Annotated in this window: 12 protein-coding genes, 1 tRNA gene and 1 pseudogene; 8 read left to right on the top strand and 6 right to left on the bottom strand. The window is 71.7% G+C overall.

Annotated elements, in window-relative coordinates:
* The first annotated feature begins 163 nt into the window (after positions 1-163).
* Both RM446_RS20585 and dtd read left to right on the top strand, forming a co-directional pair.
* A complete protein-coding gene (locus tag RM446_RS20585; protein WP_311547020.1) occupies positions 164-1,927 on the top strand; it encodes a DUF2207 domain-containing protein in 1,764 nt (587 codons plus the stop codon).
* Between the two features lie 154 nt (positions 1,928-2,081).
* Positions 2,082-2,507 (top strand): D-aminoacyl-tRNA deacylase, encoded by a 426-nt coding sequence (gene dtd / locus RM446_RS20590; RefSeq protein ID WP_311547021.1) that lies wholly within the window; start codon positions 2,082-2,084, stop codon positions 2,505-2,507.
* A 65-nt stretch (positions 2,508-2,572) separates the two neighbouring features.
* On the opposite strand, the gene RM446_RS20595 is transcribed toward dtd, so the two are convergent.
* Both RM446_RS20595 and RM446_RS20600 read right to left on the bottom strand, forming a co-directional pair.
* Positions 2,573-3,265 carry a response regulator transcription factor gene (locus RM446_RS20595; RefSeq protein ID WP_311547022.1) on the bottom strand — a complete coding sequence of 231 codons (693 nt, stop codon included), beginning with the start codon at positions 3,263-3,265 and terminating at the stop codon, positions 2,573-2,575.
* Positions 3,262-4,440, bottom strand: a complete 1,179-nt coding sequence (locus RM446_RS20600; protein ID WP_311547023.1) for a sensor histidine kinase — start codon at positions 4,438-4,440, stop codon at positions 3,262-3,264. Before RM446_RS20600 ends, RM446_RS20595 begins: the two co-directional genes overlap by 4 nt.
* Positions 4,441-4,563: 123 nt before the next feature.
* Here RM446_RS20600 and phoU point away from each other — a divergent pair, with 123 nt between their 5' ends.
* The 3 genes from phoU to ispF all read left to right on the top strand — a co-directional run bounded on the left by phoU (position 4,564) and on the right by ispF (position 6,672).
* A complete protein-coding gene (gene phoU, locus RM446_RS20605) occupies positions 4,564-5,226 on the top strand; it encodes a phosphate signaling complex protein PhoU (RefSeq protein WP_311547024.1) in 663 nt (220 codons plus the stop codon).
* A 430-nt stretch (positions 5,227-5,656) separates the two neighbouring features.
* Entirely contained in the window at positions 5,657-6,139 is a 483-nt protein-coding gene (locus RM446_RS20610) for a CarD family transcriptional regulator (RefSeq protein ID WP_311547025.1), read from the top strand.
* A gap of 26 nt (positions 6,140-6,165) precedes the next feature.
* Complete coding sequence (ispF, locus tag RM446_RS20615) at positions 6,166-6,672, top strand: 2-C-methyl-D-erythritol 2,4-cyclodiphosphate synthase (protein WP_311547026.1); 507 nt, start codon at positions 6,166-6,168, stop codon at positions 6,670-6,672.
* A gap of 250 nt (positions 6,673-6,922) precedes the next feature.
* On the opposite strand, the gene RM446_RS20620 is transcribed toward ispF, so the two are convergent.
* Complete coding sequence (locus RM446_RS20620; protein WP_311547027.1) at positions 6,923-8,737, bottom strand: DUF2637 domain-containing protein; 1,815 nt, start codon at positions 8,735-8,737, stop codon at positions 6,923-6,925.
* A 404-nt stretch (positions 8,738-9,141) separates the two neighbouring features.
* Between RM446_RS20620 and cysS the strand changes: the two genes are divergently transcribed.
* From cysS to RM446_RS20635, 3 genes are all read left to right on the top strand, one after another.
* The gene (cysS, locus tag RM446_RS20625; RefSeq protein ID WP_311547028.1) at positions 9,142-10,548 is read left to right on the top strand and encodes a cysteine--tRNA ligase; all 1,407 of its coding nucleotides are present in this window, start codon (positions 9,142-9,144) and stop codon (positions 10,546-10,548) included.
* Positions 10,549-10,976: 428 nt separating this feature from the next.
* Positions 10,977-12,017, top strand: coding sequence for a 23S rRNA (guanosine(2251)-2'-O)-methyltransferase RlmB (gene rlmB, locus RM446_RS20630; protein ID WP_311547029.1), 1,041 nt, complete (start codon positions 10,977-10,979; stop codon positions 12,015-12,017).
* A 56-nt stretch (positions 12,018-12,073) separates the two neighbouring features.
* Positions 12,074-12,146 (top strand) — tRNA-Thr (locus RM446_RS20635).
* A 101-nt stretch (positions 12,147-12,247) separates the two neighbouring features.
* Here the strand turns inward: RM446_RS20635 and RM446_RS20640 are convergent.
* From RM446_RS20640 to RM446_RS20650, 3 genes and pseudogenes are all read right to left on the bottom strand, one after another.
* On the bottom strand, positions 12,248-13,435 hold the full coding sequence (locus tag RM446_RS20640; RefSeq protein ID WP_311547030.1) for a site-specific integrase: 1,188 nt from the start codon (positions 13,433-13,435) through the stop codon (positions 12,248-12,250).
* A 31-nt stretch (positions 13,436-13,466) separates the two neighbouring features.
* Positions 13,467-13,712 (bottom strand): helix-turn-helix transcriptional regulator, encoded by a 246-nt coding sequence (locus tag RM446_RS20645; RefSeq protein WP_398695584.1) that lies wholly within the window; start codon positions 13,710-13,712, stop codon positions 13,467-13,469.
* A pseudogene (locus RM446_RS20650) lies at positions 13,709-14,653 on the bottom strand (replication initiator); the annotation flags it as partial. The pseudogene RM446_RS20650 and the gene RM446_RS20645, both read right to left, overlap by 4 nt.
* Positions 14,654-14,779: the final 126 nt, after the last annotated feature.

Raw genomic sequence — 14,779 nt, forward strand, 5'->3', positions numbered from 1 at the left:
TCGGATGTGCTGTGCCGCCCGGATACGCCCGCATCCGCGCCGATCACGATTATGACGGGTCGTGGTGGGATGCGCAGGTCCGGGCCGATACCGGCCGCGGGCGCATGCGCCGCGGACCGCGCGCCTACGCTCGGGACGACGCCGAACGATAGGCTCTCACCTCATGTGGCGGGTTGGAATCGCACGGGCGGCGGCAGCGGTCGGGGCGCTGCTCGTGCTGTGCGCTCCGGGTGCCGCCTCGGCGCAGGAGAGCGCGGCCCCGCCGGCCGCGCAGTCGCTGCCCGCGTCCCTGCCCGACGACGCGCAACGGCAGATCACCAACGACATCCGGCTGAACCTGGACGACAACGGGGTGCTGCGCGCCGAGGAGTCGCTCTCCTTCGGCCAGGACCCGCCCGCGGAGTTCGTCCGCACGTTCTCCGTGCGCGAGCCCTACGACGCCGACCACAGCCGCATCTACGAGGTCACGGCAATCTCGGCCGTCGACGGATCCGGGCGCGAGGTTCCCGTCACGACCGACGACCGCGGCGACACCCTCGACGTGCGGATGGACACCTCGGGGCGCTCCGAAGCGGTGCTGCGCTACACGGTCCGCGGCGCCGTCGACCCCGTAGGCGGCGGCACCGAGATGGAGTGGACCGCGGTCGGCGGCTACAGCCGCACCGTGGCCGAGACCACGGTCGTCGTCGACGCCGCCGTGCCGCCGAGGGCGCTGTCCTGCACAGCGGGCCGGGCGCGCAGCTCCATCTACTGCACCTCCTCCGACATGGGCGGCCACGAGGCCGTGCGCGCCCGCTTCCTGCAGACCGACATGGAGCCCGGCGAGACGCTGCACGTGGTCGCGGGCTACCCGGCGGGCGCGATCGGCGGGGAGGCGATCGTCGACCGCGACTGGTCCCTCCAGTCGTCCTTCGCGATCACACCGGGTACGGCCGCGGTCTTCGGAGTCCTGCTGCTCGTGCCGGTGGGCGTGCTGATCGCGCTGATCCGCATCCGCGGGCGCGACGAGCGCGCCCTGCGCACCGAGGCGGCCGCGGGCGACAGCACACCGGTGGACGCCTCCGAGTCCGGCGCCGGCGGAGTCCGCTTCCGCCCGCCCGACGACGTCCACCCCGGGCAGATCGGTACGCTCATCGACGAGCAGGCCGACGTGGTCGACATCACCGCCACCGTCGTCGACCTGGCGGTGCGCGGCCACCTGACCATCCGCGAGCTCCCGCACGCGCAGTTCTCGGCCACCGACTGGCGGCTGGACAAGTGCCCTCCGCCCGACGACGACCTGCTGGGCTACGAGCGGATGCTGCTCGACGCCCTCTTCCACGACGCGCACCGGGTCAAGCTCTCCGAGCTGGGCCGCAGCGGGCTCCCCTCGCGGCTGGCCGGGGTGCGCGAGGAGCTGTACCGCGACATGGTGCGCCTCAAGTGGTTCGCCAACCGGCCCAACCTGGAGCGCAACCGCTGGGCCAGCGCCGGGATCGCCATCACCGTGCTCGGCCTTGTGCTGACCGTCGTCCTCGCCGTGTTCACCAAGGCGGCCTTCACCGGGCTGGCCGTCATCATCGCGGGCGCAGCGGTGACAGTGGGCGCCCAGTTCATGCCCGCGAAGACCCGGCAGGGCAGCGTGGTCTTCGCGCACACCCTCGGCTTCCGGTCCTACCTGCTCAGCGCCGACGCCGAGGACGTGCCGTCCGAGCACCGGGTGAGCGTCTTCTCCCGCTACCTGCCGTACGCGATCATCTTCGACAACGTGGACCGGTGGGCGGCCGTCCTGGCCGCGGCCGGCAGCGAGGACGCCGCTGACGGCCTGCCCTGGTACAGCGGCCCCGACGACTGGCGGCTGCAGGACTTCGCCGACTCCATCAAGTCCTTCGCGCTGACGCTGACGGGGGTGATCTCGAACACGCGGCAGTTCCGCACCCTCGACTGAGCCGGCACACGCCGCCCCGCTCGCGAGCGCTGCGGATGCCGGCCGCGGCCCCGCCCCCGGTCCGCCGCGGCGGGGGCGGAGGCGGCGGACCGGCACGGCGAGCCCGAAACAACGAGCCCGAAACAACGAGCCCGAAACGACGAGGAGGAAGCCCATGCGGGCGGTCCTGCAACGGGTCGCGCACGCTTCGGTGACCGTCGACGGCGAGGTCACCGGCGAGATCACCGGGCCGGGGCTGCTCGCCCTGGTCGGCGTCACCCACACCGACACCGCCGCCGAGGCCGAGCGGCTGGCCGCCAAGATGTGGGGCCTGCGCATCCTCGACGGCGAGGCGTCGTGCTCCGACATCGGCGCGCCGCTGCTGGTCGTCAGCCAGTTCACCCTCTACGGTGACGCGCGCAAGGGCCGCCGGCCGACCTGGCAGGCGGCGGCGCCCGGGCCGGTGGCCGAGCCGCTCGTCGACGCCGTCGTCGCGGAGCTGCGCAATCTCGGCGCACACGTCGAGACCGGGGTGTTCGGGGCGCAGATGTCGGTGTCGCTGACCAACGAGGGGCCGTTCACCGTCGTCGTCGAGGTGTGAACAGCCGGCCTCCGGCCGGTCCCGGCGGCGTGGGCAGGGCCGCCTCCGCACGTCCCGGCGCCGGGCTACTCCTCGCCCACCGGCTCGAACTTGTAACCCAGGCCGCGCACGGTCACTATGAACTCCGGGTTGCCGGGGTCGTTCTCGATCTTCGCCCGGAGCCGTTTGACGTGGACGTCGAGGGTCTTGGTGTCGCCCACGTAGTCGGCACCCCAGACGCGGTCGATCAGCTGCATCCGCGTCAGCACCCGGCCGGCGTTGCGCAGCAGTACCTCCAGCAGCTCGAACTCCTTGAGCGGAAGCTGGATGTGCTCGCCGCGCACCGTCACCACGTGCCGCTCCACGTCCATGCGGACCGGACCGGCCTCCAGCGCCGTGGGCAGCAGGGCCTCGTCCTCGCCGCGCCTGCGCAGCACGGCCCGGATGCGCGCGACCAGCTCGCGGGAGGAGAACGGCTTGGTCACGTAGTCGTCCGCGCCCAGTTCCAGGCCGACGACCTTGTCGATCTCGCTGTCCTTGGCCGTGAGCATGATGACCGGGACGTTGGACTTCTGCCGCAGCGTCCTGCACACTTCCGTGCCGGGCAGGCCCGGGAGCATCAGGTCGAGCAGCACCAGGTCGGCCCCGGTCCGGTCGAAAGCCTCCAACGCCACCGTTCCGGTCGGTGCGACCGCGACCTCGAACCCTTCTTTGCGCAGCATGTACGAGAGGGCATCGCTGTAGGATTCCTCGTCCTCAACGACGAGTACACGCGTCACTGTGCTGCCTCCTGATTCGGTCTTTCACCGGAGCTGGGACGCTCCCGGGTCTGGGCGTTGGGCAGACGCAGCGTGAACGTCGAGCCCGAGCCCTCCTTGCTCCACACGGTGACTTCACCGCGGTGGTGGGTCATGATGTGCTTCACGATCGCCAGCCCCAGGCCCGTGCCTCCGGTCGCCCGGCTGCGGGCCGCGTCGACACGGTAGAAGCGCTCGAAGATGCGTTCCAGGTCCTGCGCGGGGATTCCGATCCCCTGGTCGGCGACGCTGATCTCCACCATGTCGCTCTCGGCCTCGACCGAGACCGACACCCTGGTCCGTTCGGGACTGTAGGCGACGGCGTTGGCCACCAGGTTGCGCATGGCGGTCACCAGCAGGCCCTCGTCGCCGAGCACCACAGCGCCCACGGTGCCGCTGGCGACGAGCTCGATCTCCTTGGTCTCGGCGGCGGTGCGTACGGCGTCCATCGCCTCGTCGACCACCACCTCGACGGGGACCCGGCCGGGCTCGGCCATCGGCTCGGCGCCCTGGATCCGGGAGAGTGTGATCAGGTCCTGGATCACGCTGGTCAGCCGGGCTGACTCCTGCTGCATGCGCCCGGTGAAGCGGCGGACCGCCTCGGGGTCGTCGCTGGCGTCGGCGATCGTCTCGGCGAGCAGGGACAGGGCGCCGACCGGAGTCTTGAGCTCGTGGCTGATGTTGGCGACGAAGTCGCGGCGGACCGCCTCGACGCGCCGCCGCTCGGTCTGGTCCTCGGCCAGGACGAGCACCAGTCCGGTGCCGCCAAGGGGCGCCACCCGCACGGCGAACGAGGTGGAGTCGGGGCCGAACTTGCGCACGGCCACCTCGATCTCGGTCTCGCGAATGACGCCGTCGCGGCGCACCTGCCGCGCCAGGGCGAGGAGGTCGCTGATGACCAGCTCCTCGCCGCGGACGATGCCGTAGGCGCGGGCCGCGGAGCTGGCGCGCAGCACACGGTCGGCTGGGTCGAGAACGACCGCCGAGGACGGCAGGGCTGCCAGCACCTCGGCGATCCCGGCCGGGAGCTCCGCCTGGCGGGGCTGCTCCCTGGCGCGGGTGCCGCCCGATTCGCTGATGCGGAACGCCAGGCCCGCCGCGACGCCCGTCACGAGGCCCACCAGTCCCGCTATCGCGGCGAGCAGTTCTCCTTGCACGCTTCGATCGTAAGCCGCAAAGCCGCTGCCTTACCCTGCTGACCACGGGTTACAACCGAGGTTCTGCGACTATTCACCGACGCTTCCGCAATGCTTAAGCTACGAACTGGGACGATGTGAACCATGCGCGATACGTATCATGAGGAACTCGACTCCCTCAGTGAGCGCCTCGTCGAGATGACGCGGCTTGCCCGGCACGCGGTCGCCCGTGCGACCACCGCCCTGCTCGACGCCGATCTCAACGCGGCGCAGGAGGTCATCTCGGGTGACGAGGAGCTCAACCGGCTCGACGAGGACATCGAGGCAACTGCGTTCGACCTGATGGCCCGGCAGCAGCCGGTAGCACGCGACCTGCGCATCATCATCACGTCACTGCACATGGCCGGCGACCTGGAGCGGATGGGCGACCACGCGGTGCACATCGCCAAGATCGCCCGGCGGCGCCACCCCGACTCCGCCATTCCCGCGGAGCTGCGCTCCATCGTGCTGGAGATGGGGCACCAGGCCGAACTTCTGGTCATCAAGGCAGGCGAGGTCGTCAGCCAGCGCGACGCCGAGACCGCCCTTGAGCTCGACTCCGACGACGACCGCATGGACCGGCTCCGCCGCCGCCTGCTCACCCGCATCCTCGACCCGGGCTGGCAGCAGGGCGTCGAGGCCGCCATGGACGTCACCCTGGCCGGCCGGTTCTACGAGCGCTTCGGCGACCACGCGGTGCACGTCGCCGACAACCTCGTCTACATGGTGACCGGGGAGCGGCCCAAGGACTACGAGTCGGAAACCTAGCCCGACCGCACGACGCCGGGGAGGGGCGACCGACCTGCCCGGCCGCGCGCCGGGCGAATCGCCCCTCCTTCCCGCGGGTTGCCTCCGGATGGCGGAACGTGCCGCCCGCTACCCCGCGTGAGCCGGGGGTGCGCAGGCCGCGCCGCCTCTTTGCCGACCCGTTGCGCGCACCTGTGACCGAAGTGAGACCATGGAGGAGGGAAGGGCTCCTCCGGGCATCCTGCGTGTGCCGACCAGAGGGGCGTGCGGTCACGCGGTGGCCGCGGCTCCGGCCGCTGTCGGGTACCCATTCCGGGCGCCCCGGAAGCACCTGGCAGGGGCTTTGTCAAGACCCCGAATGCGGCACTGACCTGCGCGTACGTAAAGCCAATAGGTACGTTAAGTCACAGATTCGTGGTATCCTGGTGGTAGCGGAAGGGGTACTTGTCACATGACTTTCAAGGTCGGCGACACCGTTGTCTACCCCCATCATGGGGCTGCTCGTATTGAGGCGATCGAGACTCGCACCATTAAGGGTGAGGATAGGTCCTACCTCGTTCTCCGGGTTGACAAGGGTGATCTCACAGTACGCGTACCGGCGGAGAACGCCCAGGACGTCGGAGTGCGCGACGTGGTCGGGCAGGACGGCCTCGACCGGGTGTTCGAAGTCCTGCGCGCACCGCACACCGAGGAGCCCACGAACTGGTCGCGGCGCTACAAGGCGAACCTGGAGAAGCTCGCCTCCGGCGACGTGAACAAGGTCGCAGAGGTCGTCCGCGACCTGTGGCGGCGCGACAAGGAGCGCGGGCTCTCCGCGGGTGAGAAGCGGATGCTCGCCAAGGCGCGCCAGATACTCGTGAGCGAACTCGCACTCGCGGAGAAGACCAACGAGGACAAGGCCGAAGCGCTGCTCGACGAAGTCCTCACGAACTGACATAGCACCGAAAAACGACTGCATTCATGTCAAGAATTCCGAGGGTGGGCGTCGGTACCGACGTCCACCCTTTCATGTCCGGAAGAATTCTATTCCTCGCGGGCCTGGAATGGCCGGGCGAAACGGGTGTCAGTGGCCATTCCGACGGCGACGTCGCCGCGCACGCCGCCTGCGACGCCCTGCTCTCCGCGTGCGGGCTGGGCGACCTGGGCAGCCAGTTCGGCACCGGCGACCCGCGCTGGAAAGGCGCTTCAGGCGCGGACCTGCTCGCCGAGACCGCGGCGCGGGTGCGGGCGGCCGGCTTCGGGATCGGCAACGTCGCGGTCCAGATCATCGGCAACCGGCCCAAGTTCGCCCCGCGCCGCGCCGAAGCCGAGGGCGTGCTGTCGGCGGCGCTGGGCGCCGCTGTCACGGTGTCGGCGACGACGACCGACGGGCTGGGCCTGACCGGCCGCGGCGAGGGTGTGGCGGCCATCGCGACGGCGTTGTGCGTGCCGGAGGACAGGTGCGGAACCGGTTCCGGAGCGGTCTGAAGCGCGGAAGCAATTCCGCGATGTGAGAACGACCCGGAGCTGAAATCAACCGCACATCATAGTTTCGGCGGATCTGTCTCACATTACGGACAAATCTGTGGCCAGTTCGCCACATGGAGGCCGATTCAGCGCCGCGGAGAGCGCCGACCGAAATACAGGCCGGTCCATTCCCGAAGGCGGGCCTCGTCGCGGTGCCGTGCCGGCGTCCGGGACGTGGCGGGTCCCTCCTCCGCCCGCCCGGGCGGCCGGGTTACTCCTCGGGCGGCTTGGGTTCGCTGCGGACCCGCTTGGAGGGCGGCTCCGCGGGAATCGGGGACGGCGCCTCACGGGGCGGTGTCCGGCGCGGTTTGAGGACCATCGGGCGCTTCTCGATCGGGGGCGCCGCGGAGGAGAAGTCGCTTCGGGGCCGGTCCAACCGCTCGGTTCCGGAAGCGCTGGCTTGGGCGCCGCCGGTCTCCTCGGCGTCGGGTCCGGCCGAAGAAGAGGGCGCGCTCCTGTCGGGCTCGGCCTCGTCGTTGGTCGGGTCGCCCGGAGGCAGGTCGTGCACGAAGCCCTCGACGTCCTCGGCCGGTACCCCCGGGACCGCGGACCGGGACGGCCCGGCGCCCCGGTCCGCGGCGCCGAGGGGCTCGGGAACCGGCGGGGCGTCGGCGGCGCGCTTGATCGGGTTCTCGGCGGCGCCGGGTTCGCGCTTGGGAAGGTCGCGCGCGTTCTCCGCTGTGTCGGCCGCGTCCCCTGCGGGTCCGTCGCCTGCGGAGAGCGGTCCCGCGTCGGTCGCAGCGGCGCCGTGCTCGCCAGCGGTGCCGGGGACCGACTGCAGGGGCGCGGTGCCGAGGGCGCCGGCGGGCTCCCCTTCCGCCTCCGCAGGGCGGCCCGGGCTGCCTCCGGCTCCGGCGCCGTCGGACACGGGAGGGGTCGGCCCGCGGCCGGAGTCGTCCTCGGCGTCGTCCCACGCCCAGTCGTCGGAGTCCTCCGACCCGCTCGTGTGTGCGCTCGGGACACCGGCGATCGGCCGCGCGTCCTCGTCATCGTCGACCGGACGGTCTGCGGGTACAGGAGCGGCGGCAGCGGGCCACAGCGGGGCGGACGCGGCGGCGGAGCCGGAGTCGTCCGGCTCGGGTGCGCCGGCGGCCTGCTCGGTCTCCTCGGAGCGGTGCGGGCCGGCCCCGGCGGGACTCTCGGCGGCGGTCCCGGTCTCCTCGGCGGGGCGGCGCGCGAAGAGACCGGGGCGCTTGCCCCTGCGCTCGCGCGGCGGAGCGGGCTCCTCGGGCGGTTCCGGCGGCTCGGGCCGGTCGGCGCGCTCGGGACGGCTGGGGCGGTCGGCGGGCTCCGGGCGCGGGCGCTGCGGGCCGGGGTCGCGGAAGTCCGCGGGCTCGGGGGCGCGCGGAGGCGGGGTCCGCCCTGCGCCGTGCCGCTGCGGCGGCGCCTCGGTCGCGGCCGCCTGCGGCGGGGGCTCCTCCTCCAGCAGGTCGCCCAGCGGTCGGGTGTCCTGCTCAGCAGCCGCGACCGGGACCGTGGGCTCCGGCTCGTCCTCGTGCTCGTCCTCGGCGCGGTTCCGGCCGCGGCGCCGCTCGCGCGGGCGGCGGGGGCCGGTGCCGGGTACCTCGCCGCGCAGGTGCATGACCACCGACAGGAAGAGCCGGAAGGCGACCAGCAGCGCCAGCCAGGGGGCGACCGCGGCGACGACCATCGCGACGCCGGGCACCAGCACGAGCCCGCCGGCCTCCAGCGCGCTCGCGCCCGCGGCGACGGCGACCAACAGGACGATGAGCCCGTCGGCCCACAGCCGCCGCGCGCGCGGGGCGGTGCGCAGCACGTAGCTCGTCCACAGCGCCATGAGCACGAGCAGCGTGAAGACGCCGGGATACAGATGGGCGTAGCGCGCGTCGACGTTGCCCTGCACGGCGATCTGGTACACGCCGTTGTAAGAGAGCAGAACTGCGCAGCCGGCGATCACCAGCACGCCGAACGCCGTGAACAGCATCGCGGCCGCCGGCGAGCCGGAGTGCTGCGCCTCGGGCGCAGAACGCGGACCTGCGGATCTGGAGGAGCTTTTAACGGCCATCGTGCGCAGAAGCGTAGCCCAGCGAGCGCGGCCGACACGAGTTTGCGTATCGCCCGAAACCGGCCGCATCGGCGACTGCCGTGCCGCGTGGCGCGGCCCGGCCGCGTTCCTCCCGGTCGAGGCCGGAAGGCAGGCAGAAGGGATCATGGATCGACGGCGGTCGCGGGACAACGCGCACGGAATATCGGGGCACGGCCCGTGGAATTGCGGATGCCCGATACTCGGATTCCCGTCGCCCCGCTCCGGCCTGCGGCGGGAGCCGGCGTTCGGCGGGCCCGCGGATGGGGCGCGGCGGTTAGGGCACAGGGACGGCTCCGGAGGTCACGCCGCCGGCTCGGCGCGAGGGCCGGTCTGCTGTGGAGAGTGCGCCCGTGGCAAACCGCCGAACCGCTACCCTGGGCGGTGTGAGTCTGCGCTTCTATGACACCAGTGCCCGCCAGGTCCGCGACTTCACACCCCTGCGTGAGGGGTGCGCCTCGCTGTACCTGTGTGGCGCCACGGTGCAGGCGCCGCCGCACATCGGCCACATCCGGTCGGGCGTGAACTTCGACATCCTGCGGCGCTGGCTGGAGTACCGCGGCTACCGGGTCGTCCTGTGCCGCAACGTCACCGACATCGACGACAAGATCATCCACGTCGCCGCGGCCGAGGGCGTCGAGTGGTGGGAGGTCGCCGAGCGCAACCAGCGCGCCTTCACCTCCGCCTACGACATCCTGGGCTGCCTGCCGCCCACGGTCGAGCCGCGCGCCACCGGCCACGTCCCCGAGATGATCGAGCTGATGCACCGGCTCATCGACCGCGGCCACGCCTACCCGGCCGGCGACGGCTCCGGCGACGTCTACTTCGACGTGCGCTCCTTCCCCGGCTACGGCGAGCTGTCCAACCAGCGGATCGAACAGATGCGCGGCGCCTGCGACACCGCTGACGACGGCGGCAAGCGCGACCCGCGCGACTTCGCCCTCTGGAAGGGCGCCCGGCCGGGCGAGCCCAGCTGGGACACCCCGTGGGGCCGCGGACGCCCGGGCTGGCACCTGGAGTGCTCGGCCATGTCGACCAAGTACCTGGGCAGCTCGTTCGACATCCACGGCGGCGGGCTCGACCTCGTCTTCCCGCACCACGAGAACGAGACCGCCCAATCCAAGGCCGCCGGCGACGGCTTCGCCCGGTACTGGCTGCACAACGGGCTGCTCACCATGAGCGGCGAGAAGATGAGTAAGTCGCTGGGCAACTCCCTGCTCATCCCGCAGATGGTCCGCAAGGTCCGCCCGGTCGAGCTGCGCTACTACCTGGCACAGGCCCACTACCGGTCGGTCATCGACTACTCCGACGACGCGCTGTACGAGGCCGCGGCCGCCTACCAGCGGATCGAGGGCTTCCTGACCCGCGCGAGCGAGGTCGCGGGCACCGTCGAGCGCGCCGCGGAGGTACCCGATGCGTTCGCCGAGGCGCTCGACGACGACCTCGGTGCCTCCCAGGCGCTGGCGGTCGTGCACGGCCTGGTCCGCGAGGGGAACACAGCGATCGCCGAAGGAGCCAAGGAGCGCCTCGCCGAGCTCGGCGGCCGGGTGCGCGCCATGCTGGACGTGCTCGGGCTCGACCCGTTCTCCGAGACCTGGTCGGCGAGCGGGAGCGGGTCCGGACTGCGCGACGTCGTCGACTCGCTCGTCGCGGTCGCCCTCGACCAGCGCCAGGCCGCGCGCCGGCGCAAGGACTACGTGGCCGCCGACGCGATCCGCGACCAGTTGCTCGCTGCCGGCATCGTCGTCGAGGACACCCCGCGCGGCCCGCGCTGGGAGCTCCGGCGGGACTGATCGGGCCGATGCACCGCGCCGGCCAGCGCGCGGCCGCGCCGCACCGCCGCTCCCGCGCGGTCGGCGGCCCGCGGTCGGCGTGCCGCCGCACCGGCGCTTTCCTCCGGCGGCGCCCTCGGCGCGCGCCGCCGATGGCGCGGCCACCCGCTGCCATCGGCGACCATGGAGGGGAGCCGCATTCGCTGCGGCCGGACGCCGGAGAGCGTCGGCGCCTCCCGCGGGTGCGGGCCGCGAACCGGCGGCCGGCAGCACATCGCAGACCGAAGGGCCGACCCGGCGGATGGGCGCGGCCCGAGTACCGGCGCCGCGGACGGCAACGCCGTCGGCGGGCCGCCGGAGCAGCAGAGCTTTCGCGCCCGCAGCGGCCCCGCGACCGGGGCGGCGGCGGGCCGACACCAGCGGTAACCGAAGGGTGAGGACAGCAGGCCATGCCGGCGAAGAAGAGCAAGAAGGGCCCCACCAAGGGCAGCGGCGGCAAGGGGAAGCGCTCCCTGGAGGGAAAGAAGGGGACGCTTCCGGCCGAGGAGCGCCACTGGTACTCCGAGAAGTCGCGCCGCTCGACGAAGAACGCGGCCAAGGCCCCCGCGAAGACCCCGGCCAAGCAGCCGCCCAAGGGCGCGGCGAAGCCGGGAGCACCGACGGCGCCGCCCCGCGCCGCGGCCGCCGAGCCCGGAACCCGCGGCGGCACCCCCGACCTGCTGGTCGGGCGCAACCCGGTCCTGGAGGCGCTGCGTGCCGGGCTGCCCGCCAAGCGGCTGTTCCTGGCCAACAGCCTGGACCAGGACCAGCGCATCACCGAAGCGGCACGGCTCGCGGGTGACGCCGGTCTCGAGGTGCGCGAGGTCTCCCGGACGGAGCTGGACCGGCGCTGCGACAGCCAGGGCCAGCCCGGTGCCGCCCATCAAGGGCTCGCATTGCAGACGCGGCCGTACCGCTACTGGAACCCCGAGGACCTGCTCGACGCCGCCCGGTCCACGGCCGAGGAGACCGGCGTTCCGCCGCTCATCGTGGCGCTGGACGGGGTCACCGACCCGCACAACCTCGGCGCCGTGGCCCGTTCGGCGGCTGCGTTCGGCGCGCACGGCCTGCTGATCCCCGAGCGCCGCGCCGCGGGGGTGGGCATCGCCGCATGGAAGACCTCCGCGGGCACCCTGGCCCGCCTCCCCGTCGCCCAGGCCACCAACCTCACCCGCACGCTCAACGGCTACAAGAGCGAGGGAGTCTTCGTCGCCGGCCTCGACGGCGGCGGCGAGACCGAACTGGCGTCCCTGGACGTGGCCGCCGACCCGCTGGTCATCGTGGCGGGCTCGGAGGGCAAGGGCCTCTCGCGCCTCGTCCGCGAGACCTGCGACCAGGTCGCCCGCATTCCGATCAGCGGCGCCGAGTCCCTCAACGCCTCGGTCGCCGCGGGAGTCGCACTCTACGAGATCACCCGCCGCCGATCGGCGTCCACGCAGCCCGGGCACTGACGCGAACCCGGTACGATGCGACTGTGCGCCCCCTGGCAGCGCTGCGGGGCGCACAGGCCGACGTAGCTCAATTGGCAGAGCGCTCGCCTTGTAAGCGAGGGGTTAGGGGTTCAAGTCCCCTCGTCGGCTCTTTTCGTGTCCGGAAGCGCAGGTCAGAACCTTGGCACGGCACCGCCGCCCGGCGGGACCGAGCGGCGGATGCACATTTTCTGCACATAGACAGCGATCGCTTAGGCGGCGGCTTCTGACTCGGCGAGGCTGGCCAGATGCGCCGCACGCGTGGAGCCGAGCGCGTCAGCCACCTCGTCAAGCCGGTCCGGCCAGAGATGCCCATAGGTGTCGAGGGTGATGCTGGGCTTGCGGTGCCCGAGCATCGTCTGCACGACGTAGACGTCCGCCCCGGCGGCGATCGCCAGCGACGCGGCGGTATGCCGCAGCTTGTGCGGAGTGAGCCCGCGCCCGCCGAGGCCCGCCGCCTTGACTGCCTTGTTGAAGTTGCGCGGACGCCAGTTGCGCAGCCACATCGGCCCGCCGCGCGGAGCGGTGAACAGCAGCTCATCCGCCGAGCGCTCGCCGACGAGGTCCCGCAGGTCGGCGACGAGGAAAGCCGGAACGGGCACCGAACGGACCTCGCCTTTCTTGGGTTGGCCGAGCGTCAGCTTCCCCTTGTTGTCCTTGTAAGCCCGGTCGATGTGCGCGCGTCGGTTGCCCAGGTTCAGCCGCCCCACGGTCAGCGCCGACGCTTCGGACCAGCGAAGGCCCGTATAAGCGAAGAAGCGGACGAGCGTCGCGTGTTTGCCGGAAGCCAGAGCGAGCCGTTCCACGTCGACGTGTGACAGGTAGACGTGACCGCGCGGCGGCAGTTTGGGCAGCGGAACGCCGCGCGCCGGGTTGCGGGTGATGAACTCGCTTCGGACCGCCCATTCCAGGACCGAGAGCAGCACCAGGTGAACGCCCCGGATGGTCGCGGCGCTGATCGGCTTGTCGCCGCCCTTGCGGGGTTCTGTCTGGAGCGTGAGCACCCAGTCCGCCACGTCCTGATAGCGCACTGCCGAAACGCGGACGCCGCCCCAGCGCGGGAGGACGTAGTTGTCCAAGTGGTCGCGGTAGAGATTGCGCGAGCCCTCTTCAAGGTCGGTCTTGGATCTCCACCAGGACTCGGCGACGGTTTCCACGCGCACCTTGCCGAGCGCGGGATCACGGTACGCGCCCTCGGAGATCTGGTTTTCGATCTCGGACCGGCGCTTCTCCGCTTCAGGCTTCTTCTTGAAGGTGCCGGCACTTCGGATGCGGCCGGTCGGATCGTAGTAGCGGACCATCCACCGGTTGGGGACTTGGCGCTTCGCCGCCTTGGCATTGGCCACCGCATCCCGGTACTTCTTGTTCTGTTGCAGGTCGTTGACCCAGGCCCGAGCCATCGGGGCCGCTCCTTTCCTGCTGTCCGACGGTTCAGGGCTGTTGCAGAACCCAGGCGTGCACCTCGTCGGGGACGTAGCGCACGTAGCGCCCGACGCGGTGCGACGGCGGACCGGTTTCCATGTAGCGCCAGCGGTAGAGCGTGCGCTCAGGGACGCAGAGGTATTCCGCGGTTTCGCGCACCGACCAGAGCTGAGCCACCGGAGAGTTGCGGGCGCCGGTCGTCTTTCCTGTGGCGGTACGGGACGGAGCGAAGTGAGCGGTCGCGGCTGTGCTCATGCGGCCCTTTCCGGAATTGCCGAAAGATCCTTGTCGGAGTGCTGTTGCCGAGCGGCGTCGAGCTGGGCGCGGCGTTTGAGCGCTTCGCCGACCGCCCGGAGAAGGCGGTGTTCGCGGGGCGGGACGTCGGGATCGGTGGGCCGGGCGAGTTCCCAGGCGTGATCGCCGGAGGAGACGGAGGCGAGCGCGGGAGCGGCGCCGTCGCCCTGGCCCTCGTCGGGGTCGGCGTCGGGATCCACACCGAGCGATTCCAGCACCCAGCGCAGCCGGTCCGCCTTGTGGTCGGCGACGGTCTTTCCCGACCACTTTCGGGAGACCAGGACGCGGCGTCCGGCGTAGCCGAGGTGTTCGCGTCGATGCGCTTTGGAGCGGCAGTAGCCCGGAGCCATGCCCGCTTTGGCCCCGTCCGGTTGGATGCCGTACCGGAGCCAGTTCGCACACTTCGGCGAGCAGGGTTCGAACCGCAGCGCTTCCACGAGCCGGTCAACGTGGCGCTGTTGCGAGTCGCTCTCCACGGCGTGGCATTCGGCGATGTCCTTGGTGAGGTACTTCGCCAGGTAGCGCACGCACCGGTCGGCGTCATCGGTGCCGGCCACCACGCCCTTGGCGTCCACTTGCGGCCCGAATCGGACCACGTGCATCGGTTCCGCGTTCGGGTCGGCGTCCAGCGCGTCCAGCGCCTCATCCCAGGTGGGCAGCACTTCGCCCGTGGCCGGATCCACGTAGTTGCCGGTGCCCTCGTCGAAGACCGGCAGGTTCTCGCCCGCATAGACCGCCTCGTCGGCCATGGGCCACCACACCTGGTGATAGGTGGCCGCCGCGATCTGGCGCAGCTCGGCACGCGGGATCGTGCCGCGGGTGGCCATGTGCAGGTGCGGCGCCAGGCGGCGTTGCGGTTCGACGGTGGCGAAGTACTGGACATCGAACCCGGCGACGCGACGTGAGCTTCCCCCGCTTGCACGGACACCGTCGGTGAGGTCAGCCGCGGGTGTCTGAGGGCAGGTTGAGCCCTTCGAACGCGGTGGGACTGCGCATCCCGATACTGGAGTGGCGCCTATGAGGATTAT

The sequence above is a fragment of the Streptomonospora wellingtoniae genome (assembly GCF_031845375.1).
GTDB lineage: Bacteria > Actinomycetota > Actinomycetes > Streptosporangiales > Streptosporangiaceae > Streptomonospora > Streptomonospora wellingtoniae.

Bases quoted from the DNA above. Each gene is read 5' to 3' on its own strand.
- RM446_RS20585 (WP_311547020.1), top strand. From the start codon at position 164: ATGTGGCGGGTTGGAATCGCACGGGCGGCGGCAGCGGTCGGGGCGCTG.
- dtd (WP_311547021.1), top strand. From the start codon at position 2,082: ATGCGGGCGGTCCTGCAACGGGTCGCGCACGCTTCGGTGACCGTCGAC.
- phoU (WP_311547024.1), top strand. From the start codon at position 4,564: ATGCGCGATACGTATCATGAGGAACTCGACTCCCTCAGTGAGCGCCTC.
- RM446_RS20610 (WP_311547025.1), top strand. From the start codon at position 5,657: ATGACTTTCAAGGTCGGCGACACCGTTGTCTACCCCCATCATGGGGCT.
- ispF (WP_311547026.1), top strand. From the start codon at position 6,166: ATGTCAAGAATTCCGAGGGTGGGCGTCGGTACCGACGTCCACCCTTTC.
- RM446_RS20620 (WP_311547027.1), bottom strand. From the start codon at position 8,737: ATGGCCGTTAAAAGCTCCTCCAGATCCGCAGGTCCGCGTTCTGCGCCC.
- rlmB (WP_311547029.1), top strand. From the start codon at position 10,977: ATGCCGGCGAAGAAGAGCAAGAAGGGCCCCACCAAGGGCAGCGGCGGC.
- RM446_RS20640 (WP_311547030.1), bottom strand. From the start codon at position 13,435: ATGGCTCGGGCCTGGGTCAACGACCTGCAACAGAACAAGAAGTACCGG.
- RM446_RS20645 (WP_398695584.1), bottom strand. From the start codon at position 13,712: ATGAGCACAGCCGCGACCGCTCACTTCGCTCCGTCCCGTACCGCCACA.